24 protein-coding genes, 1 pseudogene and 1 riboswitch are annotated in these 23,042 nt (G+C 68.8%); of the genes and pseudogenes, 13 read left to right on the top strand and 12 right to left on the bottom strand.

The window, feature by feature from the left end; translation table 11 throughout:
• Window positions 1-14: 14 nt before the first annotated feature.
• The 6 genes from EFY87_RS14060 to EFY87_RS14035 all read right to left on the bottom strand — a co-directional run bounded on the left by EFY87_RS14060 (window position 15) and on the right by EFY87_RS14035 (window position 6,567).
• Window positions 15-671 (bottom strand): hypothetical protein, encoded by a 657-nt coding sequence (locus tag EFY87_RS14060; protein ID WP_123272118.1) that lies wholly within the window; start codon window positions 669-671, stop codon window positions 15-17.
• A 75-nt stretch (window positions 672-746) separates the two neighbouring features.
• Window positions 747-2,159, bottom strand: coding sequence for a class II fumarate hydratase (locus EFY87_RS14055; RefSeq protein ID WP_123272117.1), 1,413 nt, complete (start codon window positions 2,157-2,159; stop codon window positions 747-749).
• Between the two features lie 93 nt (window positions 2,160-2,252).
• Window positions 2,253-4,616 (bottom strand): glycoside hydrolase family 65 protein, encoded by a 2,364-nt coding sequence (locus EFY87_RS14050; RefSeq protein WP_123272116.1) that lies wholly within the window; start codon window positions 4,614-4,616, stop codon window positions 2,253-2,255.
• A gap of 3 nt (window positions 4,617-4,619) precedes the next feature.
• Window positions 4,620-5,354: an HAD family hydrolase gene (locus EFY87_RS14045; protein ID WP_123272115.1), complete on the bottom strand. Its 735-nt coding sequence runs from the start codon at window positions 5,352-5,354 to the stop codon at window positions 4,620-4,622.
• A gap of 166 nt (window positions 5,355-5,520) precedes the next feature.
• Window positions 5,521-6,324, bottom strand: a complete 804-nt coding sequence (locus EFY87_RS14040; RefSeq protein ID WP_123272114.1) for a Clp protease N-terminal domain-containing protein — start codon at window positions 6,322-6,324, stop codon at window positions 5,521-5,523.
• 36 nt (window positions 6,325-6,360) lie between these two features.
• The gene (locus EFY87_RS14035; protein ID WP_123272113.1) at window positions 6,361-6,567 is read right to left on the bottom strand and encodes a helix-turn-helix domain-containing protein; all 207 of its coding nucleotides are present in this window, start codon (window positions 6,565-6,567) and stop codon (window positions 6,361-6,363) included.
• Between the two features lie 108 nt (window positions 6,568-6,675).
• Between EFY87_RS14035 and EFY87_RS14030 the strand changes: the two genes are divergently transcribed.
• The 3 genes from EFY87_RS14030 (at window position 6,676) to EFY87_RS14020 (ending at window position 9,094) form a co-directional block, all read left to right on the top strand.
• Window positions 6,676-7,809 (top strand): serine hydrolase domain-containing protein, encoded by a 1,134-nt coding sequence (locus EFY87_RS14030; RefSeq protein WP_123272112.1) that lies wholly within the window; start codon window positions 6,676-6,678, stop codon window positions 7,807-7,809.
• A gap of 7 nt (window positions 7,810-7,816) precedes the next feature.
• Entirely contained in the window at window positions 7,817-8,656 is an 840-nt protein-coding gene (locus tag EFY87_RS14025; protein WP_123272164.1) for an aldo/keto reductase, read from the top strand.
• Window positions 8,657-8,860: 204 nt separating this feature from the next.
• Window positions 8,861-9,094, top strand: a complete 234-nt coding sequence (locus EFY87_RS14020) for a hypothetical protein (RefSeq protein ID WP_123272111.1) — start codon at window positions 8,861-8,863, stop codon at window positions 9,092-9,094.
• Window positions 9,095-9,099: 5 nt separating this feature from the next.
• Here EFY87_RS14020 and EFY87_RS14015 read toward each other — a convergent pair whose 3' ends face one another.
• From EFY87_RS14015 to EFY87_RS20045, 4 genes are read right to left on the bottom strand one after another with little or no spacing between them, the layout of a single operon-like run.
• A complete protein-coding gene (locus tag EFY87_RS14015) occupies window positions 9,100-9,978 on the bottom strand; it encodes an ECF transporter S component (RefSeq protein ID WP_123272110.1) in 879 nt (292 codons plus the stop codon).
• The gene (locus EFY87_RS14010; protein ID WP_123272109.1) at window positions 9,975-11,555 is read right to left on the bottom strand and encodes an ABC transporter ATP-binding protein; all 1,581 of its coding nucleotides are present in this window, start codon (window positions 11,553-11,555) and stop codon (window positions 9,975-9,977) included. The genes EFY87_RS14015 and EFY87_RS14010 overlap by 4 nt, the downstream gene beginning before the upstream one ends.
• A complete protein-coding gene (locus tag EFY87_RS14005; RefSeq protein ID WP_123272108.1) occupies window positions 11,552-12,640 on the bottom strand; it encodes an energy-coupling factor transporter transmembrane component T in 1,089 nt (362 codons plus the stop codon). Before EFY87_RS14005 ends, EFY87_RS14010 begins: the two co-directional genes overlap by 4 nt.
• Window positions 12,637-12,816, bottom strand: coding sequence for a hypothetical protein (locus tag EFY87_RS20045; protein WP_148043342.1), 180 nt, complete (start codon window positions 12,814-12,816; stop codon window positions 12,637-12,639). The genes EFY87_RS14005 and EFY87_RS20045 overlap by 4 nt, the downstream gene beginning before the upstream one ends.
• A 40-nt stretch (window positions 12,817-12,856) precedes the next feature.
• On the opposite strand from EFY87_RS20045, the gene EFY87_RS20040 reads away from it, so the two are divergent.
• The 9 genes from EFY87_RS20040 to EFY87_RS13965 all read left to right on the top strand — a co-directional run bounded on the left by EFY87_RS20040 (window position 12,857) and on the right by EFY87_RS13965 (window position 21,541).
• A complete protein-coding gene (locus tag EFY87_RS20040) occupies window positions 12,857-13,153 on the top strand; it encodes a hypothetical protein (RefSeq protein WP_148043341.1) in 297 nt (98 codons plus the stop codon).
• A 497-nt stretch (window positions 13,154-13,650) separates the two neighbouring features.
• Window positions 13,651-13,788: riboswitch (cobalamin riboswitch) on the bottom strand.
• A gap of 77 nt (window positions 13,789-13,865) precedes the next feature.
• The gene (locus EFY87_RS14000; RefSeq protein ID WP_245988648.1) at window positions 13,866-14,507 is read left to right on the top strand and encodes a nucleoside/nucleotide kinase family protein; all 642 of its coding nucleotides are present in this window, start codon (window positions 13,866-13,868) and stop codon (window positions 14,505-14,507) included.
• Between the two features lie 163 nt (window positions 14,508-14,670).
• Window positions 14,671-15,270, top strand: a complete 600-nt coding sequence (locus EFY87_RS13995; protein ID WP_181445493.1) for an RNA polymerase sigma factor — start codon at window positions 14,671-14,673, stop codon at window positions 15,268-15,270.
• Complete coding sequence (locus EFY87_RS13990; RefSeq protein ID WP_123272105.1) at window positions 15,263-16,060, top strand: hypothetical protein; 798 nt, start codon at window positions 15,263-15,265, stop codon at window positions 16,058-16,060. Before EFY87_RS13995 ends, EFY87_RS13990 begins: the two co-directional genes overlap by 8 nt.
• Window positions 16,061-16,084: 24 nt before the next feature.
• Entirely contained in the window at window positions 16,085-18,130 is a 2,046-nt protein-coding gene (locus EFY87_RS13985; RefSeq protein WP_123272104.1) for a glycosyltransferase family 2 protein, read from the top strand.
• A gap of 105 nt (window positions 18,131-18,235) precedes the next feature.
• On the top strand, window positions 18,236-18,958 hold the full coding sequence (locus EFY87_RS13980) for a response regulator transcription factor (RefSeq protein ID WP_123272103.1): 723 nt from the start codon (window positions 18,236-18,238) through the stop codon (window positions 18,956-18,958).
• 28 nt (window positions 18,959-18,986) lie between these two features.
• Window positions 18,987-20,564, top strand: coding sequence for a sensor histidine kinase (locus EFY87_RS13975; RefSeq protein WP_123272102.1), 1,578 nt, complete (start codon window positions 18,987-18,989; stop codon window positions 20,562-20,564).
• Entirely contained in the window at window positions 20,561-20,995 is a 435-nt protein-coding gene (locus tag EFY87_RS13970) for a GtrA family protein (protein WP_123272101.1), read from the top strand. The genes EFY87_RS13975 and EFY87_RS13970 overlap by 4 nt, the downstream gene beginning before the upstream one ends.
• Window positions 20,996-21,013: 18 nt before the next feature.
• Window positions 21,014-21,541 (top strand): hypothetical protein, encoded by a 528-nt coding sequence (locus EFY87_RS13965; protein ID WP_181445492.1) that lies wholly within the window; start codon window positions 21,014-21,016, stop codon window positions 21,539-21,541.
• A 73-nt stretch (window positions 21,542-21,614) separates the two neighbouring features.
• Here the strand turns inward: EFY87_RS13965 and EFY87_RS20945 are convergent, their stop codons facing one another.
• Window positions 21,615-21,926, bottom strand: coding sequence for a hypothetical protein (locus tag EFY87_RS20945; RefSeq protein WP_245988653.1), 312 nt, complete (start codon window positions 21,924-21,926; stop codon window positions 21,615-21,617).
• Window positions 21,927-21,982: 56 nt separating this feature from the next.
• Window positions 21,983-22,239: pseudogene (locus EFY87_RS21360) on the bottom strand (NAD(P)-binding protein); the annotation flags it as partial.
• A 143-nt stretch (window positions 22,240-22,382) separates the two neighbouring features.
• Between EFY87_RS21360 and EFY87_RS13950 the strand changes: the two are divergent.
• The gene (locus EFY87_RS13950) at window positions 22,383-22,994 is read left to right on the top strand and encodes a DUF5134 domain-containing protein (RefSeq protein ID WP_123272099.1); all 612 of its coding nucleotides are present in this window, start codon (window positions 22,383-22,385) and stop codon (window positions 22,992-22,994) included.
• The last annotated feature ends 48 nt before the right edge of the window (window positions 22,995-23,042 follow it).

Below are 23,042 nucleotides of genomic sequence, written 5' to 3'. Positions count from 1 at the left end.
CAGCCTGAGCCGGGTCAGCCGGCCGGCGTCGCCGGCAACAGCTGCTGCAGCGCGGCATCGAAGCCAGTGACCCGTGCGGTCGTCTGTGCCGAGCCGGGCAGGCCGATCGTCGCCGCGATGCCCTCCATGACCTGCGAGCCGTCGCCGCGCAGGTAGGTCGGGGACGACAACACCTCCTGCAACAGCATCTCGGTGGTCTCGGCGTCGTGCAACTGCGCCGCCGCCAGAGCCGCGCGCACAGTGAAGAGAGACCCGGGCGGCGCCGGGGCGAGCACGAACGCCGACAGCGCTGCGTCCGGCCAGCCGGACATTTCGCGGATCTGGTCCTCGGTCAGGCCGGCCGAAATCTTGCCGAACTGCGCCGCCGTCGCCCCCGTGGTGAGGCTACGGATCACCGTGCGGGAGCGCGTTTCCCGGCGCACGCGTGCCCGCGTGACGAGGAACACCGCTACGGCACCGACCAGAGAGCCGATCAGCCAGGCCGGGCTGTACCAGCGTTGCGCGATGTAGAGGTAGAGCAACAGTTGCAGCAGCAGCGACGCCGCGAAGACGATGCCCAGCACGACGACCGCCCAGACGTAGCAGCGGTCGAGGCCGGGCCGGAGGGTCTCCGACTCGGTGAACTCGATTCGCGCCGACCGTCCTGTCGAACGATCCGGCACATAGTCCATCCGCGTTCTGATCACCGTCGAAGCCACAGCACCAGCCCATCAAGGTCACCTGGGAGCGACGTGCAGGTTTGCGGCTCAGCCGTGCGGATGGGCCATCGCCAACACGTCGAGCACCCGGTCGAGATCCGCCTCGCTGATCGAGCCGTCGGCGACGTGACCACGCTCGATCACCACCTCCCGGATCGTCTTGCCTTCCTTAAGAGCCTGTTTGGCGATGGCGGCTGCCTCGTCATACCCGACGTAGTGGTTGAGGGGGGTGACGATGGACGGCGACGACTCGGCGAACTCGCGACACCGCTCGGAGTTGGCGCGGATGCCGTCGATGCACCGATCGGCAAAGAGCACACTGACGTTGGCGAGCAGGCTGATCGATTGCAGCAGGTTGTCGGCGATGACCGGCAGCATCACGTTGAGCTCGAAGTTGCCTGCGGCACCACCCCACGCCACCGCGGCGTCGTTGCCGATGACCTGCGCGGACACCTGGCACACTGCTTCGGCCAGCACGGGGTTGACCTTGCCGGGCATGATCGAGCTGCCGGGTTGCAGGTCGGGCAGGAAGATCTCGGTCAGGCCGGTGCGCGGGCCCGAACCCATCCACCGGATGTCATTCGCGATCTTGGTCAGGCCGACCGCAATGGTCCGCAGGACACCGGACAACTCGACCAGCGAGTCCCGGGCGCCCTGTGCCTCGAAGTGGTCGGCGGCCTCGGTCAGCGGCAGGCGCATGTCGTCAGCGAGCCGCGAGATCACTTCAGCGGCAAGACCTTCCGGTGCATTGATGCCGGTGCCGACCGCAGTGCCACCGAGCGGTAGCGAGCCCACACGAGGCAGGACCGCCTCCAGCCGCACGATGCCCTGCCGCACCTGTGCGGCATACCCGCCGAACTCCTGACCGAGCGTCACCGGTGTCGCATCCATCAGGTGCGTGCGGCCCGACTTCACCACATCGGCGAACTCGATCTGCTTGTGTTCCAGCGCTTCCGCCAGATGAGCGAGTGCAGGGACGAGCCGGTCGACCACGGCCCGCGCCGCCGCGATGTGTATGGCGGCAGGGAACTGGTCGTTGGACGAGAACGGGTCGTTGACGTCGTCGTTGGGGTGCACCGGCTCGCCGAGGTTCTCCTGCGCGAGCGTGGCGATCACTTCGTTGGCGTTCATGTTGGACGACGTGCCCGAACCGGTCTGGAAGACGTCGATCGGGAACTCGTCGTCCCAGAAGCCGCGCGCGACCTCGGCCGCGGCGTCGTGGATTGCCTGCGCCTTGCGGGGATCGAGCAGATCCCGCTCGCTGCGCACCATCGCCGAACAACCCTTGATGGACGCAAGTGCGGCGATCAGCTCACGCTCGATGTGCCGTCCGGAGATGGGGAAGTTCTCGACGGCTCGTTGGGTCTGAGCGCGCCACTTGGCGTCGGCCGGCACCTCCACGTCGCCCATCGAGTCATGCTCGATGCGTACACCCGGCTTTGAATCATCTTGCGCTGTCATCGTTTTCGGCTCCTGTCAGTGACGTGCGCCGAAGCCCGGTTCAGCCCGCCTCGGCCGCCTGATCCCAGTGTGTCACTCGTCCGCGGACCCGTATCACGTGCCCGAGCCGGCACGGATCGGCGCGCGGCCGACCGGCTGCGTCGGCCGGGGGGTGAGCGGCTTCGGCGGTTTGGTCGCCTTCGCGGCCGGCTTGCCCGAGTGCAGGGTGAATCTGCGGTTGTAATGCTTGATCGTGACGTGCGCGTCCGGGCCGTCCTCCAGCAGATAGCGCGTGTGATCGTGGGTGATCTCGACCCGGACCTTGCAGCCCTGCCAGCGGATCGCGAAGGCCAGCCGGGTGATGCCGTCGGGCAGCGCGGGCGCAAAGCTCAGCTCGCCGTGGTGATCCCGCATGCCGCCGAAACCGGCTACGAGGGCGATCCAGCCGCCGGCCAGCGACGCGATGTGGACCCCGTCGCCGGTGTTGCTCTCCAGGTCACGCAGGTCCATCAGGGCAGCCTCGGTCGCATAGTCGTGCGCCAGGGCAACCTGCCCGACCTCCGCGGCGATGACCGCCTGGGTGCAGGCCGACAGCGAGGAGTCGCGACAGGTGACGGCTTCGTAGTATTCGAAGGCGCGCGCCTTCTGCTCCTGGGTGAATTCGTCGCCGCACCAATGCATTGCGAGGATGAGGTCGGCTTGCTTGACGACCTGCCGGGGGTAGATCTCGACATACGGGTAGTGCAGCAGCAGCGGATAGCCACCGTCCTTGGCGGTCTCCTCGAAGTCCCACATGCGGTGCTGGGTGAAATCGGCGTCCTGCATGTGGACGTCCCGCTCGCTGTCATAGGGAACGGCCATCGTCTGCGCCGCGCTCCACCAGTCCGCGAGTTCCGCCTCGCCGACCTTCAGCTCCTTGGCCGCCTTGGGCCAGCGCTCGGCCGCTTCGGCCGCATACCGCAGGTTCCGGGCGGCCATCAGATTGGTGTAGGTGTTGTCGTCGACGATCGCGCTGTATTCGTCGGGCCCGGTCACCCCGTCGATGTGGAAGCGTCCGTCGTCGCCGTGGTATCCCAGGTCGGCCCACAGCCGCGCGGTCTCGACCAGCAGTGGCAGTGCGATCTCCCGGTCGAATTCCTCGTCCAGGGTCCAGAACACATAGCGCGCCGCCGACACCGCGATCGCCGCGTTCACATGGAACGCCGCCGTGCCGGCCGGCCAGTATGCCGAGCACTCCTGCCCGCGAATGGTCCGCCACGGGAAGGCAACACCCTTCAGTTTCAGGGTCTGCGCGCGCTCTCGTGCCATCCCGGCGATGGACAGCCGCCAGCCGATGGCGTCCCGCGCCGCCTGCGGTGCGGTCGCGGTGAGCACCGGCAGCACATACATCTCGCTGTCCCAGAAACAGTGGCCGTCATACCCGGGCCCGGTCAGACCTTTCGCCGGTATGGCGCGGCCCTCTGCACGCGCACCCGCTTGCAGGACATGCCACAGCCCGAAGCGGACCGCCTGCTGGATCACCGGGTCACCGTCGACCTCGACGTCCGCGCCGTCCCAGAATTCGTCGAGATACGCGCGCTGCTCGGCGACCAGGTTGTCCCACCCGGTGTGCAGCACGGCGGACAGCGCGGCATCCACCTGATCGCGCAGTGCGGGCAACGTGCGCTGCGAACTCCAGCCGTAGGCAACGAATTTCGTGAGTCCGACCGTGTCGCCCGGCTCCAGCTCGGTGCCCACCGTGGTGCGAGTCCAGTCGGGTTGCACGTAGGTGTTGGTGTGGAAATCTCCGTCGGCGTGGATCACGTGGTCGCACGCGACCGCGACGCGCAACTTGCTGCGGCGGGTGCGGTGGATCAGCAGCGACCGGTTGTTGCTGTTGGAGTATTCCTCCGGGCGCAGCGGGTCCTTCAGCGCAGCCGCGACGCGCGGATCTTTCGACTTCATCGAAAGGCGTTCGTTCGCAACCATTTCCGACTGCATCACGATGCGCACCGGCTGGTTGATCGCCTCGACCGTGTAGCGGATCGCGAGGATCGCACGCTGGGTGAACGACACCATCCGGGTGGAGCGGATCCGCACCTGCGCGCCCGCGGTGGTCTCCCAGATCACGTCGCGGTGCAGCGTGCCTTCCCGCAGGTCGAGTGACCGCTCCTGGTGACGCACCACGCCATACCGCATGTCCAGTGGCTGGTCGTCCACGAGCAGCCGGATGATCTTGCCGTCGGTGACGTTGACGATCGTCTGACCCTCTTCGGGGTAGCCGTATCCCGCCTCTGCATACGGCAGCGGGCGCTCTTCGTAGAACGAGTTGAGGTAGGTGCCGAGCAGGCCGTTCGGCGTCGACTCGTCGTAGTTGCCGCGCACCCCGATGTGCCCGTTGGACAGTGCGAAGATCGACTCCGACTGAGCCAGGTTGCCCGGGTGCAGTCCCAGCTCGCGCACCCGCCACGGCTCAACAGTGAACTCGCTCTTGGTCATTCGTCACTTCTCCTCGTCGATGAGCTGGGACAGGTCCTGCACCACCACGTCCGCGCCGCCCGCGCGCAATGCGTCCGCATGCCCGACCCGGTCGACGCCGACCACGCAGCCGAAGTGGCCGGCGTGGCCCGCCTCGACCCCGGAGACCGCGTCCTCGAAGACGGCGCACTGGTCCGGGGGTGCCCCGGCGAGCTTGGCGCCGGCGAGATAGGAGTCGGGCGCGGGTTTGCCCTTGATGTTCTGTTCGCGCAGGGTCACCCCGTCGATGCGCCCCTCGACATACTGCTCGAGGCCGGTGACGCGCAGCACCATTGCGGTGTTCGCGCTCGAGGAGACGACGATGCGCCGCAGCCCCCTGGCCTGCGCCTGCTGCAGATATCGGCGGCTGCCCTCGTAGACCTCGACGCCGTGCTGCGCGATCTCGTCCTGCACCAGGTTGTTCTTACGATTGCCCAGACCCCAGACGGTTTCGGCGGTCGGCGGATCGTCGGGAGTCCCGTCGGGCAGGTTTATGTCGCGAGACGCCAGGAAGTCGCGGACGCCGTCCTGGCGTGGCTTGCCGTCGACATACTCGTTGTAGTCATCGCCCGTGAACGGCTGGAAGCCGTCCCCGTCCCGCGCCTTCAGGAACGCGTCGAACATCTGCTGCCACGCCTTCCGGTGCACGCTCGCGGTGTCGGTGAGGACACCATCGAGGTCGAACAGACAAGTGGTGACGGCATCCGGCAGTCCAAGCATCGAACCGTTCCTCGCATCGGCAATCGTTGTCGTGGGGCTCTCCGCAGGGTAGACCTCTTCATCGCTCGACTGGTGAACGTTGCGCACGCCGTATGCCGGGCGGAGCGAGACACCGCACGCGAAGGCCCGGCCACCGCTCGGGTGACCGGGCCTTCGAACTTCTCGCTCAGGCGGTGGCGTTGCCGGCGAACTCGTCGACGGCGGCCCGCAGCGCGCCTGGGTCGTCCGCGGCTTCGATGATCGCCTCGATCACCGGGTCGCCGCTGGCGAACACGGCAGCGAGCACGCGGGGCGTGAATGCGCCCTCGGCGAGCCGGGGCCGATCACCACGATGCAGGTCATCGTGCAGTTCGCGCATCATGTCGTCGCGCAACTGCTCGACGATCGACCGCAGGCTCGGGCTCATCCGCCCGAACCGCCTGCGCGGGCCACGCCGGCCGCGACCGCGCGGCCCGAAGGCCCCCGGTCCGAACATCCCGGGGCCGAATCCTGGCCCCCACGGACCGAATTCGCCATCATCCGGGGCGGGACGACCGTGCGGTCCGTGCCCGCGCGGCTCGTGACCGCGATGGCCTCGACGCTCACCCCGGCCGCCGCGCGGGCGACGCTGACCCCAGCGTTCGGTGATGTCCTCACCGAACGTCTCTCGCACTGCGGCACGGACCTTGTCCAGGTCGATGCCAATGGCACGCAACGCTTCTCGGTCCTCGTCGAGGTTGCTGGCCGTCTCGTCGTCCTCGTCCGGAGCGGCCGCCGCAGCGGAGTCGTCGTGCTTCTCGGCTACGACGCGGCGTGCCCACTCGTAGGTCACACCGTGCTCCGTGAGCATCTTGTATGCCGAGCCCCGCACGTTCGACAGGAGGCCGAGCAGCAGGTGGTCGGGGCCGAGCAGTTCATGCCCCAGCTCCGCACGCTCCTCCATCGCCTGCATTGTTGCTATCCGTAGTTCTGAATCCATGGGTCGGAACATGGTTGTCTCCTTGAAAGTCGTTGATTCACAGCACTTTTACCGTGAATGCTTCTGATGAACGGCTTGCCGGCTGACCTGCAGGACATCAGCGATGGCCTGCCAGCTCCAGCCGCGCTCGCGTGCATTGCGCACCTGCACTTCCTCCAGCCGGTCGGCGAGGACACGAAGGGCGCGAACCGCGGCGAGTCCCTGAGCAGGGTTGGCACTCGCGGCCGCTTCGGTGAGCTTCATCTCGTCGTTCATGCGTCAAGTAAACCTGACAGGCGATTGCATGTCAAGAAAACATGACACGATGAGTATGCCAGCGGCACGCTCCCCGCCGAGTGAGGGCCGGCAGCATAGGGTCGGCGTATGACGCTTCCCGGAGTCACTCGCGCGGTCGAGAACGCCATCGGCGCCAGACACGTCGCCGGAGCAGTGTTGCTGGTCAGCCGGGACGGCCAGTTGCTGCACGAGCAGGCCGCGGGTATGGCGGACCTCGCCTCCGCGACACCGATGACCCGCGAGACCACGTTCCGGCTGGCATCGGTCACCAAACCGGTCATCGCCGCTGCGGCGATGCGGCTCGTCGAGTCGGGCGAACTCGACCTGGTGACACCGATCCACCACTGGCTACCCGATTTTCGCCCGAAACTCGCCGATGGGTCCGCTCCTGACATCACCGTTGACCACCTGCTGACTCACACCGCCGGACTCGCCTACCGGATGGGCGAACCGCCCGGCAGCGACTACGACCAGTTGCAGGTGTCGGACGGCCTGGACCGCACCGAGCTGACCCTGGCGGAGAATCTGGACCGCATTGCGCGGACGACACTGCGTGCGAGACCGGGCACCGAGTTCCGCTACTCGGTCGCCTACGACGTGCTCGGTGGCGTCATCTCGACGGTCACGGCGACCCCGCTGCCGAAGGCGGTCGCCGAGTTGGTGTGCGGCCCGGTTGGGATGCCCGGATTTGGCTTCTCCGTCGGCGAGCAGGCGCACGTCGCCACGGCATACAGTGACGGCCTGATCCCGATCACTGACGAGCCGATCCCCAACGATATCAACGTTGTTCGCTACTCTCCGGGGCGCATCTTCGACGCGCGGCAATGGCCGTCCGGCGGCGCCGGCGCGGCAGGCACGGCCGACGACGTGCTCCGCTTCCTGGAGACGATCGCCCTCGGCGGGGCACCGATCCTGCGGTCCAGCACGGTCGCCGAGATGTATGCCGCCCGCATCGGCCGCCAGCTCACGCCGGCGCTGCGTGACTCCTTTGCCCGGGGCTGGGCGGTGACCTCGCCGGACACCGCCCCGCTCTACGGGCTGCCGGTGGACTCGGTGCACTGGGGCGGTGCCTACGGCCACTCGTGGGCGATCGACCCGGCCACCCGCACCGTGATCGTCGCGCTCACCAACACCACACCGGAGGGTATGGCGGGCGCGTTCCCGGCCGACGTGGCGCGCGCCACGTTCGCCGACCTCGCAGCGGGTGCCGTCGACGCGTAGCGTGGTCGTGGTGAGCATCCCGGCATACACCCTGAACGACGGCAGCGCACTGCCCGCGATCGGCTTCGGCACCTACCCGCTGCGCGATGACGACGGCACGGCCGCGATCCGCAGCGCACTCGACTCCGGCTACCGATTGCTCGACACCGCAGTCAATTACGAGAACGAGCCCGAAGTCGGCGAGGCCATCCGCCGCTCCGGCGTGCCGCGTGACCAGGTGCTCATCCAGACCAAGATCCCCGGACGGCACCACGCGTATGACGAAGCTCTTGCCTCGATCCGGGCCTCGCTCACCGTGCTGGGCGTCGACCACACCGACCTGCATCTGATCCACTGGCCCAACCCGAGCGTCGATCGGTATGTCGAGGCCTGGCGGGCGCTCGTGACCGCGCAGCAGGAGGGGCTGGTCACGACGATCGGCGTCTCCAATTTCACCGAGCGGCAACTGCACCGCGTCATCGACGCCACCGGAGTCACGCCCGCCGTCAACCAGCTCGAGATGCACCCCTACTTTCCGCAGGTCGAGATGCGGAAAGTCAACGCACAGTTGGGGATTCGCACACAGGCGTGGAGCCCACTGGGAAAGCGGCAGGCACCCTTCCATGAGTTGCCGGTCGCGGCTGCCGCCGCCGCCCACGGCGTGACCCCCGGCCAGGTGATCCTGCGCTGGCACCACCAGCTCGGTTCGGTGCCACTGCCGAAATCGGCGACGCCGCAACGCCAGCGGGACAATCTGGACATCTTCGGCTTCGAACTCACGGCGGCCGAGGTCGACGCGATCACCGCCCTCGGCCGGCCAGACGGCCGGCTCTTCGGCGGCGACCCCGACACCCACGAAGAAATGTAGGCCGGGTCGGTCGGGCGAGTCCGCACCGAGCGGGGTAGTTACGCACCGAGCGGGGTAGAACCAAGGGCCTGCAGGGCCCCGATATGTACCCCGGTCGGCGGTGAAGTACCCCGCTCGGCGAGGAGTCGCACCAGAGCCGGTCAGCCACCCCAGGTTCACAAGCGCGATTGCCTACCCGATCCGAAAGCCCACGCTGGTCTCAATGTGAGCGTTTCCTGGGCGCAGGATGTGGACGCATATGCCGCCCCTACCAAGACCCAGCGCATCTACTCCGGCGACCAGCGAATCCTGGCCGGCGGCAAGGACTTCCCCATGCCGATGCTCGACGTGCTGAGCTACGACTACGACTACCTCGTCAACCCTGAGATCGGGTCGAGCCGCGCCAGCGCCAACCACGGTCCCGCCTCGCTGCTCGGACGACTGAGCACCGCCCGGTAGCCCGGCTAGGTGCGCACCGGGTCGTATGACGCGCGCCGTGCGGCGCGACGCAGCAAGGTCAGCACCGGCCGGCCGAGCAATGCGATGGCAACCGCATTGGTGATCGCCCGGCCGGTGTCCCAGCCTCCCGTGGACGTCACGAGCGTATAGATCAGGAAACGGTGCAGGTTGCTCCACAGCGAATCGCCAGGGACGAAAGCCAGATTCGCGTGACCGGCGATGTCGGTGCCGGCCAGGAAGGGCCAGTTGAAGAGGTTCATCAACAGCCCGAAGAGGTATGCCGCCAGCACGCCATACCCGATCAGCATCACGACCTCGCGCGCGCCGCGCACCCGCCGCGGGAGCAGCCCGGCACCCATGCCGATCCACGCGGAGCACAGCATCTGGAACGGCAGCCATGGACCCACTCCGGCGGTGAGCAACGCCGAGGCGAAGAGCGAGGTGCAGCCGAGCACGAAACCGAAACCCGGGCCGAAGACCCGTCCGGCGAGGATGAGCAGGAAGAAGACGGTCTCGACACCGCCCGTGCCACCGCCGACCGGGCGCAGCGCGGCGTCGACCGCGGACAGCACCCCCAGCATCGCGAGCGCCTTGGAATCCATTCCGCCGTCGGCGAATTCGGCCAGCACCACCAGCACGAGCAGCGGCAGGGTGACCGCGAAGATGATCGGCGCGTCGGTGACGTGCCCAGTGTTCGACGGCCCGTGATGCGTCAGCAGCGGCCAGCAGAACATCGCCAGCCCGGCGATCGAGACCAGGGTCAGCACGATGGCCGACCGGAGGCCGAGCGGCACGGCGGTGCCCTGCAACCGGGTGACCAGGTCCGTGGGCCGGCCCTGGTCGGCCGGTCGCTCCGGTGCTGTCGAGCCCGCCGCCGGCCTCATCGCGAACCGCCCAGCGCGACCGCCACATCCGGCACGGTCAACAACGGCACGGGCGCCAGCACTTTGGCCACCTGCGGGGCGAAGATCGGCGACGACGCGACGACGTCGGCAGTAGGTCCGTCCGCGATCACGTCGCCGTCGGCCAGCACGACGACCCGGTCGGCCGACCCTGCCACGAACTCGACATCGTGGGTCGCAACGAGCACCGCGTGGCCGGCCCGCGCGAGATGGTCCAGTTGCTCCGCGAGCCGGTGCTTTGCGGCGTAGTCCAGCCCGCGCGTGGGCTCATCCAGCAACAGCACCTTCGGGCCGGCCGCCAGCTGAATCGCGAGCACCAGCGAAAGCCGTTGTCCTTCAGACAGATCCCTCGGGTTCTGTGCATCGTCGATGCCCGGCGCAAGGCGCTCCAGCAACTCCCGGGCGCCCGGCCCGGAGACCGCGCACTCCTCGCCGACGGTCTCCAGATAGAGCAGGTCGGCCGCGGTCTGCGGCACCAGACCGACGCTGCCGGCACGCTGCGCCGTGTCCCGCCCGGCCGTCTCCTTCCCACCGACCAGCACCGATCCCGCAGCACGCCGACCGCTGCCCTGCAGCGCCCACAGCAGCGAGGACTTGCCGGAGCCGTTGCGCCCCATCAGCGCCGTGACCGTGCCGGCGGCGAGGTCGAGGTCGATGTCACGCACGGCGACCCGCTCGCGATAGGTCACGGTGACCCCGCGTGCCCGCAGCACCGCCTCCCCCGCCTCCCGGCGCCGCGTAGGCACCTCACCCAGCCGCGGCCGCAGGTCGCGCGCGGCCCGCCGGGCATCGCGCACCGACAGCGGCAACGGCGACCAGCCGCACAACCGCCCCAGCTCCACCACCGGCGGCGCAACCGGCGAATCGATCATCAGTTGCGCCGGGTCGCCACTGCGGACCACACCGTCGCCCGGCAACACGATGACCGAATCGGCATACTGCACAGCCCTTTCCAGCCGATGCTCGGCCATCACGACAGTCGTCCCGAGGTCGTGCACGAGTCGAGTGACGGCCGCGAGCACCTCCTCGGAGGCACCCGGGTCGAGCGCCGACGTCGGCTCGTCGAGCACCAGGACCGACGGCGCGGTCACCAGCGCGGCGCCGATCGCCACCCGTTGCTGCTGCCCGCCGGACAGCGTGGCGAGCGACCGCGAGCGCAGTTCGGCAACACCGAGGAGGTCGAGCGTCTCTTCGACCCGCTTGCGCATTGTCGCGGATACGACGCCCAACTGCTCCATCCCGTAGGCGAGTTCCTCCTCGACCGTGTCGGCGACGAAACCCGCCACCGGATCCTGTCCGACCCGGCCGACCACCTCCGCCAGCTCCCGCGGCGGGTGATCCCTCGTGTCCAATCCGCCCACGACCACCCGCCCCGAGAGCCGCCCGCCGGTGAAGTGAGGGACCAGCCCGTTGATCGCGCCCAGCAAGGTCGACTTGCCGACCCCCGTGCGACCCACCACGAGCGCGAGTTCCCCTTCGTCGACGCTGAGATCGATGTCCGCCAGCTCCGGCGGGCGGGAGTCGTCGTAACGCAGCGACACGCCGTTGAACTCGATCACGCCGTCACCTCCTCGTGCAGCACCGGACGCGGCGACACGACCGCCGCGAGCACGCCGATCATCGCAGCGACCAGGGGCAGTAGATCCACCACCGGCCACTGTGCCGGTTCGACCGGAGTGCTCAGGTGCGCCGGTGCCTGCCGGGTGGCGACCAGCATCAGCGCCCCGGCGGCCAGGCCGCTGGCGGCGACCGCGGCGGAGCGCAGATCAAAGGCGTCCGGACGGTAGCGGGTCACGGTGCGCTCACTGGAGGAGAAGACCAGCCCACCCGCCGCGAGCAGGAGACCTGTCACGAACGCGGGCGCCCGAAAGAGCAGGGGTGCCTGGTCGTCGAGCATGCCGAAAACACCGATGCACACCGCGATCAGGCCGGCGACCGTGACCACCGAGACCAGCGTGCGAGTGCGAGCCGACGTCGCGGCGCGGCGGCCATAGCCGCGGGAGTCCATCGCGGCGGCGAGCAGCAGCGACCGGTCCAGTGCGTCCGCGACCACCGGCACGATCGTCCGCCGTACGACATGCCATCGGCCCTCTCTCGCCGGCCGGAGTCGCTGGGCGCGACGGACGCGCCCGATGCTGTCGGCCAACTGCGGGAACACCGACACCGCCACGACCACCACCGTCCCGATGTCGTAGAGGCTGATCGGCACGACCTTCAGCAGCCGCTTGGGGTTGGCCAGTGAGTTCGCCGCGCCGACGCAGACGACCATCCCCGCGAGATGCAGCCCGTCATACAGGCCGGCGAGCAGATCGGACAGGCGCACCGGACCGAGCAGGGTGATGCCGGCAGCCCACTGCGGCAACGGAATCCGCGGCAGGTCCAGCAGCACCGGCCCACCGCCCGCCGCCCCGAGGAAGCACCGGAAGAACACCCGCACGACCACGATGGCGAGCCCGAGCAGCAGGTAGACCCGCAGCGACCGGGACCACGGCGCGCTGCCCCGGCGCAGCACGACCACGAAACACGAGACCCCGATGAGGATCAGCAGCAGCAGCGGGTTGGTGGTGAACGAGGCGGCGACCGCCATACCGATCGCCCACAGCCACCAGGCGACCGGATGGACGACACCCGGCAGCCGCTTCACCCGAGGTGGCGCCGTCGAACGATCGCGATCGCCGCGCCGCCGGCGGCCAGGGCGGCGAGCACGATGCCGCCGATGACCGTCGTGGCGCCCACGCCCGACGACTTGTCCGAGTCCTTGATGAGCGTGTTGCTGTCGGCAAGCGTCGGGTCACCCGCGCCCGCCGCACCTGCCAACACCGCCGAGCGCGACGAGCTACCCGCGGGAGAGGAGCTGTGAGTGCTCGACGAGGACGTGCTGGAGTGCGTCGAGGAATGCCCGGACGACGACGAACTGGCATGGCCGGAGGAGCTGTGCCCGGCGGACGACTGCCTCGAGCTGGAGCTGGAACTCGACTGCGGCGAACCGGCCGAGGTATGGCGCGGCGCCGGCGAACTGCTGGCCGACGACGACGGTGCCGGCGACGAGGACGCGGACGGCCGCAGCGGCGCCGCGGCCGGTGGTGCTTGCGCGCCCTCGGAGAAGGACCACCCCTCGAACCCGCCGGGGATGACCTGGCTGCTGCCTGCACCGTAGCTGCTGTACTGCCAGGAGCCGCCGTTCGCGGCCTGCCAGTAGTCCCAGTGGGCGTCGATCGGTGGGGTGTTCACACACTGCTCGTGGTAGCCCCCCGGCAAGGTGGTGGAGGCGGCCGGCAGTCCATAGAGCCGGCAGACGAAACCAGGGGTGCGCACTGGCTGTTGCACCGGTATGCCAGCCGCAGCGAGCGCGTCAAAACCGTTGGCCCCCTTGCCAACCGGTGCGCATCGAACCGCGACGCCGCCGCCGAGCGCGCGGAAGTCGACGACCACGGTCACCCCGGAGCTCGTGGTGCAGTAGCCGTTGTATCCGGCTGCCATCGCGGGGGCGGCCGATCCGACGTACGCCAGCCCGGTGGCGGAGGTCGCGATCGCGACGGCGGTTGCCGCTCGCAGGAAGCGGCGGGGCGTGGCGGGAATGATCGGCGCCGTCCTTTCGCGCGGATCAGGCGCGCGCGACAGGGGCATCGCTCGCGACTGCAGTCCGCGGCAGTCGTTGAGGTGACCGGTGGCGCAGGTATTCCGGCTCGCGATGGTTGCGTCGCTCACGGCTGCGGGTCAGCGCCGGATTCGCACCGGCTTCCCCTGCTCGCACCTGGACGCCCGGGCGGGGCGTCAGCCAGAAACGGTAGCACCGCGACCCGCGAGCCACCCGTCAGCGGCGGCGCGCCGGGCTTGTGCCCCACGCTCGGATGCCGCAGAGTCTGCCCGTGACATGGGTCCAGCGGCTCACCCTCGCCGACGCGGTGCCGGCGCTGCTCGCTCTCGCCGCCGGTCGCGACCGGGCGATCGTCGGCATCACCGGCCCGCCAGGCGCGGGCAAGTCCACCGCCGCAGCGGCCCTCGCCGCCGCGTGCGCCGTACGAGGCGTGCCGACCGTCGTCGTCCCGATGGACGGCTTCCACTTGTCCCAGTCGGTGCTCGACACGCGTGGCTGGGCACCTGTGAAGGGCGCGCCGCACACCTTCGACGCCGCCGGGTATGCCGCCCTGCTCGCCCGCATCCGCATCGAGCGCGGCCAGTCGGTGTGGGCGCCGAATTTCGAGCGTGCGCTGGAGGATCCGGTGGCCGGCTCCATCGAGGTCCCGCCCGGCACCCGCCTCGTCCTCACCGAAGGGAACTACCTGCTCCTCCCCACCGACCCCTGGTCACGGCTGCCGGGTCTGCTCGATGCCATCTGGTATGCCGACACGCCCGACGCCCGCCGGCACGACTGGCTCGTCGCGCGGCGCGTGCAGTTCGGGGACTCGGTGCAGGAGGCGACCGGCCGGGCGCTCGGCTCGGACGAACGCAATGCGGAGCTGGTCCGGAGCACCCGCGACCGCGCCGACGCGCTGCTGCAGGTCGAGTGACTCGCGCCATACCCACACAGGCAACCTGACCGACTCTCACGCGTCTTCCCATCATGAGGAGCAACGCAGGGGCGGCAGCCCGCACAGGTGACCGGCAGGTCCCTGGCGGCGCTACCTCGCGTGCCGGTCACTCGTTATGGTCTGAGCGGAAGGTCGGCGCCTCATGACCGTGAGCGCGCCCGCCGTGTATGCCGAGAGGCCATATCGCGTGGGAGGTCGGATCCATGGGTCTGCGATCTCCCGCGACGCGATGAGCGCCGGTGACTCGGTCGATCTGGCCGAGCTCTACCGCACGCACCACCTGCAGATGGTGCGACTGGCGCGCTTGCTGGTCGACGACCTGGCGAGCGCGGAGGATGTCGTGCAGGAAGCGTTCCTCGGCATGCACCGCAACCGTGCCGCACTGCGCGATCCGGCCGCCGCCGTCGGCTACCTGCGGCAGGCGGTGGTCAACCAGTCCCGGTCGATGCTGCGCCGGCGCCGCACTGTGCGTGCCCACCTGAAGGCCGCCGAGCCGGAGATCGCGCCGCCCGCCGACAGCGACGTGCTGCTGGCGGAGGAGCACCGCGAAGTGCTGCGCGCGGTCGATCAACTGCCGCCGCGGCAGCGCGAAGTGCTCGTGCTTCGCTACTGGTCGGATCTGTCCGAGGCCGACATCGCGGACGCACTCGGCATCAGCAAGGGCACCGTGAAATCCCAGGCGAGCCGGGCGATGGCCGCCCTGGCCACGATCATGCAGGAAGGGAGGGACTCCGATGGCTGAGCAGCAGGACGGCCACGACGACCTGGAGCACCTCCTGCGCGCAGCGTTCGCCGCCAAGGCCGACGGAATCGGGCCGGGGGACCTCGACATCGATCGCGAGGAGTTCGTCGCCCGGCAGCTCGCTCGCCGGCCTGGTGCGAGCCGGACCCGCCGCGTGGTCGCCGGCGTGGGCATCCTCGCCGCCGCCGCGGCGACGGTCGGTGTGGTCTCGCTCGCGCTCCGGCCGACGCAACAAGGCGAGCCCGTCGGTGCCCTGGCCCCGGTGAGCACCAGCCGCGCGGTCGGCCCTCCGACCGCGAGCGCGACTCCCACGCACACGTCGTCCGCCGCCGAGCACCGCGGCGCTGCACCCCACGTGCAGCAGTTCTCCGACGGACGTCCGCTGTCGACCGCCTCGGGACGGACCCTCACCGGCACCGGCGTGGCGCCGAGTTCGCGCACCGCGAGCGGCACATCGGGCACTGCGCTTCCTCCCACACTGTCGCCGACGCTTCCCCAGAACGGCACCCTGAACAGCGGTCCCTACACAGGCCCGGTCCCGCTCGGCGACACCGGGCACGGCATCCGGATGCTCGCCATGCCCGACGGCACCACGTGGGAGGTCGTTGCCCGCACCGGGAGCTCGCTGACCCTGCGCATCACCTACCTGCCCACCGACATCGAGGCCTACTGGTCGGCGTCCCTGCCGGGAGAGGGCTGGCAACAGTCCGCCGAAGGCTGGCAGTTCCCCGGCACCGCGTATGCCGTGAGCGCGCTCGACGACAAGGCGACCTTCACCGTCACCTGGTGAGCCCGGTGGTCATCGCCCGGCAAAGTGCTGCCCGACCAGTGCTCCCCCCGCTACGATGACGCCCACCATCCGTCGGCGACGGATGGTGTGAACCGTCACCTCGTGGAGGAATCCTTGAGTCATCAGTGCGACGATCACGTTGCTGTGACCGTCATCGTCCCGACATTTCGTTCGGGTCCGGGGATTCAGCGCGTCTTCGACTCGATCGACGAGGTAAGTCTGCCGCCAGGGCAACTGGAAGTGATCTTCGCCGACGACGGATCGGGCGACGACACCGTGGAGCGCTTGCACGAATTCGCGCGAAGCCGGCCGCATGTGCGGGTGGTCGAGTTGGAGAATTCCGGTTGGCCAAGCCGGCCCCGGAATGTCGCGATCGAGCAGGCGCGCGGGGAATATCTGCTTTTCATGGATCACGATGATTCCCTCTATCCCGACGCATTGCGGCGTGCCTATGAATTCGCCGTCGAACACGACATCGATGTCGTGAGCCCGAAGGAGTCCAAGACCAACGACGTGTGGTGGGCGACTCACGGCGAAGAGTCCGAGACCGTACCGGACATCCGGGCAGCGGGCATCGGCATCAACGGCATGATGCCGATGGTCCCGCACAAGCTCTACCGGCGGCAGCTTTTCCTCGACCATGACATCCGGTTCCCCGAAGGAGGTCGTGTCCTCTGGGAAGACTGGTATGTCAATATCCCGAGTTACCGGTATGGCCGCGTTGCCATGCTCGAGGATTTTCCGCTGTATCTGTGGCACGCAAGCACCGGAAACACCTCGCACACGTTCGACCCCTCTCGCGAGGAGTTCTGGGACCGCCTGGGGAATCTGTTCGAGCACATCGAGACGACGCTGGCCGGCAAGGAGTATGCCGACGATCGCCTCAACATGATCGCGAACAACCTCTGCTTTCGTGCGGTGCATCGACTGGCCCGGCAGCTCACCGCGCCCGAACGCGGCGACGCGAGCATTGCACAGCAGGACGCAGCGGCGGAGCAGATGGCGTTCGCACGGTCGGCGCAGCTGATCCGCCGCTACGGGCGGCGCCGCGTGGTCAGCCGATTCCCGAGGGGTTACCGGGCGCTGGCCTGGGTCATCAGGTGCGGCCGGCTCGATAGGGCGCGGTCGCTGCAACTCGCCCTCGAGAGCATCACCGCGTCGGTGACAGTGGTCGACGCCGGATGGAGCGACGGAAAACTGTGGATCGACGTCGAGACGCGGTGGAGCTTGACCGACACCGATCGCGTCTCGCTCGTCCCCAGAGGCCGGCGGCTGCGCCTCGACTTCGGCCCGGAACTGGACCGGCTGGTCCCCCGCCAGTGGCGGATCTCCGATCCGGTGGCTGAGATGCGAACCTCGATCGCCGTGCGCAGCAGGTCCTCACACGTGACCTGGGTCGTGCCAGTGGAGCCCCTCACCGAGCCGGCGCTCGAGTCGAACGGGCACGAGGTGACGTTTCGCAGCCGAGCCGTCGTCGACTGTGCGACCGATGCCGGCGGCGAGCCGTTGAGCGAGGAGGTGTGGGACCTCCGCATGCGCTGTTCCTGGCTGGGCTTGGATCGTCGCGACGGAGTGCTCTTCCGTGGGGAGCCCCGGCCGGCGCTGCTACCGGGCCGTGGGGCCGTCGCCTACGCGAACGACGCCAAGCGGTTCAGCCTCGACCTGTCCGGCGCCAAGCGGACGGTGACGATCGACGGCCGTCCGCAAGAGGGCCCGTCCGGGCCGGTCGAGAGCTTCCGCACGCGCCTGACCTCGCTCGCGGTACACGCCGACCAGTCGCTGCACGCGCCCCTCGCCGCGCTGACGGTCGACTCCCTGACCGCCGGCCAATCGGACGCAGCCGAGGAGGAGACGCCGGAAGCCCGCCACGAGCGGATCCGGCAGCTCGCCAATGCCGGCCTATTGTCCACCCAGATCACGGTCGACGAGGACGGCGGCTGGCTCACCGGTTCGGCCCGACTGGTGCCGGGCGAATACACGGTGTGGGCCGATCGGGCGGGCACCTGGAAGCAGACTCGTTACGCACTGACCGTCGACGAAGACCACATCGCGCATTTCGTCCGGCGGTAGCCCGGCCAACCTGTCGCGCAGCGGAATTCGTCATACAGACATAGCACAGGTTGAGCATAGAATTGCCCGGGTCAGCGCACAGTGTCCCACGGGAAGGTGGACTCCATGACCTCCGTATCCGGCCTGAAGCACCCCGACGGGTCCCCCGTGCGCGTCCTCGTCGTCGACGACGAGAGCAACCTGACCGAACTTCTGTCGATGGCGTTGCGCTACGAGGGGTGGGAGATCAAGAGCGCGGGCACCGGGTCCGGCGCGGTGCGTATGGCGAAGGAATTCCGCCCCGACGCGGTCGTGCTCGACATGATGCTGCCCGACTTCGACGGCATGGAAGTGCTGCGCCGGCTGCGCGACGAGGACCCGACGGTGCCCGTGCTGTTCCTGACTGCACGCGACGCGGTCGAGGACCGGGTCGCCGGGCTGACCGCCGGCGGGGACGACTACGTCACCAAACCGTTCTCCCTGGAAGAGGTCGTCGCTCGCGTGCGCGCACTGTTGCGCCGATCGGTCGCGATGGCAGAGGAGAGCTCGTCGATGCTGGTGGTCGGCGACCTTCGGCTCGACGAGGACAGCCACGAGGTGTTCCGCGGTGACGACGAAATCAACCTGACCGCAACCGAATTCGAGCTGTTGCGTTACCTCATGCGCAACCCGAAGCGGGTGCTGTCCAAGGCACAGATCCTCGACCGGGTGTGGCACTACGACTTCGGCGGCCAGGCCAACGTCGTCGAGCTCTACATCTCCTACTTGCGCAAGAAGATCGACGCCGGCCGCAGCCCGATGATCCACACCATGCGCGGCGCCGGTTATGTGCTGAAGCCCGCGAGCTGAGCAGGAGCTCGGCAGTCCGGCGAATCTGATGTCCGCACAAGCACTCTGGCGACCGAGCCGATGGACGCTGCGCACCAAACTCGTCGCGTGGATGCTGCTGCTCTTCCTGGCCGTCACCCTGGCGATCGGCGCGCTGAGCGTCTGGCAGTTGCACCGGACGCTGCAGGACCAATTGGACCGGCAGTTGTACCAATCGGCCCTGCAGCAGCGCCCGCGAGCGAGCGACCGGGCCGGCGACAACCAGAACGGTCCGCCGCCCGCGGCGGGCGAGTCGTTCCGCGTCACCCTGCTCGCCTCGGACGGAAAGGTTGCCGAGTTCGCCTACCTGTCCGCCTCAGGGCTGGTCCCCTACACCGACAACGTCCTCTACCACGATGGCAAGCGGTCGTCGCTGAGCAGTGCCCAGATCTCGACCCTGAACAAGGCCGGGCTCGGCTCGAGCGCCCGGACCATCGACCTCGGTGGCTCACTCGGCAAGTACCGGGTCATGGCGCTGCCGATGACGATCAATTCGACCAACATCACCACCGGCTTGCCCGTCCAGGTGTCGGTCACCCGGATCATCGGGCTGCCACTCGGACCCAACGAGTCCACCGAGTTCAAGACCGCCGCCGCGATCGGGCTGCTCAGCGCATCCGGCGTCATCCTGGTCGCATTGGCCGCGACGTATATCGTGCGACGCAACCTGGAGCCCCTGCGCCGGGTGGCCGCGACCGCCACCCGCGTCTCGAAGCTTCAGCTCGCCTCCGGCGAGGTCGCGATGCACGAGCGCGTCGACGCGGCGGACACCGACGACCGGACGGAGGTCGGGCAGGTCGGAGCGGCGCTCAACGAGTTGCTCGAGCACATCGACAACGCCCTCACCGCCCGCCAGGCCAGCGAAATGCAAGTGCGACAGTTCGTCGCGGACGCCTCACACGAGTTGCGCACGCCGCTGGCCTCCATCCGCGGGTATGCCGAACTCTCCCGGCGGGAGACCGGCCCCGTGCCCGAAAGCGTGCGGCATGCGCTTCGACGCATCGAGTCCGAATCCGACCGGATGACAATGCTCGTGGAGGACATGCTGTTGCTCGCCCGGCTCGACGCGGGACGTCCGCTGGACTTCCGGCCGGTCGAGCTCCCGATCATCGCGATCGAGACCATCAGCGACGCCCGCGCCGCCGGCCCGGACCATCACTGGACCCTCGACCTGCCCGAGGAGGGTGTCGAGATCGAGGCCGACGAGGCCCGGATGCGGCAGATCCTGATCAACCTGCTGGGCAACGCGCGCAAGCACACCCCGGCCGGCACCGAGGTGGTGGTCGCACTGCGACCGCAGACCGATCACGTGCTGCTGCACGTGCGGGACAACGGCCCCGGCATACCTGCCGAACTCATGCCGCACATCTTCGAACGCTTCACCCGTGGCGACGTCGCCCGCACCCGCACCGAAGGATCGACCGGCCTCGGCCTGTCGATCGTGTCTGCGGTGGTCGCCGCCCACCACGGCACCGTCCAGGTGACCTCCCGGCCGGGTGAGACGGTCTTCTCGATCCGGTTGCCGCGCCGGCAGGGCATCGCGCACCCGGCGCCTGTGACACCGGACGAACCCCGGGTGACCGTATGACGGCACAGCGCCATACCCGACTGCACCACCAGGTGAGCAGCTTCGCGGTGATCGGCGTCGCGAGCACGCTCGCCAACGTCGTGCTCTTCTACCTGTTCAACCACCTGATGAACACCCAGGTCGCCAACGCGCTCGCGCTGGTGCTGACCACCATCGTCAATACGGCCGCCAACCGGCGCTACACCTTCGGGGTCCGCAGCCGCGAGGGCGCCGCCCGTGCGCAACTGCAGGGGCTGGTGCTCTGGCTGGTCATGTGGGGCGCGACCGCACTGGCGCTGTGGCTGCTGTCCCTGGCCGACCCGCACGCGTCCCATCTGCTGCAATCTGCGGTGCAACTCGCAGGCAACGTCGTCGCGACCATCATCCGGTTCGTCATGCTGCGCAAGTGGTTCGCGCAGCGGCCGATCGGGGAGCCCGTCCCCGCTGAGTGACCGGAGTAGCATGCCGGTATGGCGCTTCCGGTCTTCGACTTCGCCGCCTTCACGACTGCCCTCAACGCCCGGCGGCAGCAGGACGACCTCGGGTGGTACGACCTTGCCGACCAGGTATGGGACCAGTCGGCGGCGCTGAACGCGCGCCGACCGCAGGACCATCCGATGTGCGGCGGGGCGATCGGCCGCCTCGCCACGAGGGGCGAAACCTCCTGTCAGTACGCGCTTTTCCTGCTTCGCTGGCTGGACCGCGCGCCCGAGGACTTTCTGACCGGAGAGGTGTGCGACGTTGGCACGGTCCGGCTGCCACGGGCGGGGACGGACAGTCGGCTGCGCTGGGATCTGCCCGGTGTGCATGCCGCGATGAACGATCAGCGCCAGGCCCGGGAGATGACCTGGGCGGACCTGGCCGACGTCATCGGGTGCACGCCGAGCCGGCTGACCAACCTGCGCAGCGCCAAACAGGCCGATCTCGCGCTCGTGATGCGGGTGACACAGTGGCTGCAGCGGCCCTCGACGGACTTCATCCGCGCCGTCGACTGGTGACCGGTGAGTTCACCATTGACGCCCGAAGCCGCCGGTGACGGCGCAGCTGCGCCGTCAACCGCGAGTTCGACCGTCAGCCGCCGCCAGGACCGTCACGCGTGATCAGTTGGCGCAGCGTCATCGCGCCGCTGGCGAAGTCACCACCGGCGAAGTTCGCGCTCACCGTGGGGCCTAGCCGTGCCGCGGTGGCCGCGGTGCTCGCCAGGATCAGATCGCCCAAACCTGACGCATAGTCCTCGATCGCCGCCGAAATCATTGCGGTTGCGTCGAATTCGCTGCCCAGCGGTACGTGCGTGTGGGCCCACAGCACCGTCTTGCCGGTCGGTGCCCGCGACGGGTCGACCACACTCGGCTGCTGGAATGCGGGCACCGCGACGTCCAGCACACAGGCGTCGTATGGCGCGAGCTCCCCCAGGTCCGTGACGTCGCTGCCCAGCGGCGACCCACCAGCGGGTGCGCGAACGACACCTGCGGGACGACCAGGTCGATCCGCCGGTCGAGCCCGAACACCCGGAAGAATGGACTCTCCAGCGCCATCGGGTGCACTGCGCTGGCCGCGTCGTGCCGGAAGCCAGGCAGCGTGATCTCGCGGGTGGCCAGACCCCGCCCGGCCAGGCGTTGTGCTCGACGACATCGACCGACAGGCCCGCGCGGGCCAGGTTCACGGCCACGGCCAGGCCGTTCGGCCCGGATCCCACGACCGTCCGTTCCTCCGCGGTGCTGACGCCGCGGACATAGGTCGCGTGGTCGGTGTCGCGACGAAAGACGTTTGCTCTACATGTTGTAGAGTGCTACTCGATCGAGTCGCTCCGAAGGGTTGGTCGTGACATACAACACTCCTGTGTCCGTCCTGCTGACAGCGCTGTTCGCGGGTACGGCGGTGGGTTACGCGCTGCTGGGCGTATGGCGCCGCGGCGATGCCTCTGCCGGCGTGGGCGACGTGCTGCACGTGGTGATGAGTGCGGCGATGCTGTCGATGCCATGGTCGTGGGGGCCGAAGGTCGCGCCGCCGATGGTGCAGGTCATCGTGTTCGGGCTGGCGACCGCCTACTTCCTGGTGCTGCTGGTCGGCGGAGACCGCTTTGCCAGCCACACTCAGCACGGCGTCGGCGGCGAGCGGCAGGTGCTGCTGGGCTACCACGCGCTGATGATGGCCGCCATGGCCGTGATGGGCCTGATGATGCGGGACATGCACGGCTCGGCCGGGTCCGATCATTCGATGCCGGGCATGTCGATGGGCGGCCCGTCGATGCCGAAGATGTCGATGCACCTGGGCACGGGATGGACGGCGCTGTCGTGGGTTCTTGTGGCGATGTTCTCGGTGGCGACCTGCGCGCTGCTGGTGCGGTGGCTCCGGACCGCCCGGCGGCGCGCACGCGGGGAGGTGTTCGAGGCCGGCTTGCTGGTGCTGATGAGCGCCGGTATGGCGCTTGCGTTCGTGCCGGCATGGTGAACCCTTGTGAACCCGAACCGGTGTCTATTCCCCCGCTCCTTCCGCAGA

Source organism: Flexivirga caeni, from assembly GCF_003724155.1.
Classification (GTDB): Bacteria; Actinomycetota; Actinomycetes; order Actinomycetales; family Dermatophilaceae; genus Flexivirga; species Flexivirga caeni.
Note: the sequence above shows the minus strand (reverse complement) of the source record. Positions and strands in the feature narration are given on the sequence as shown.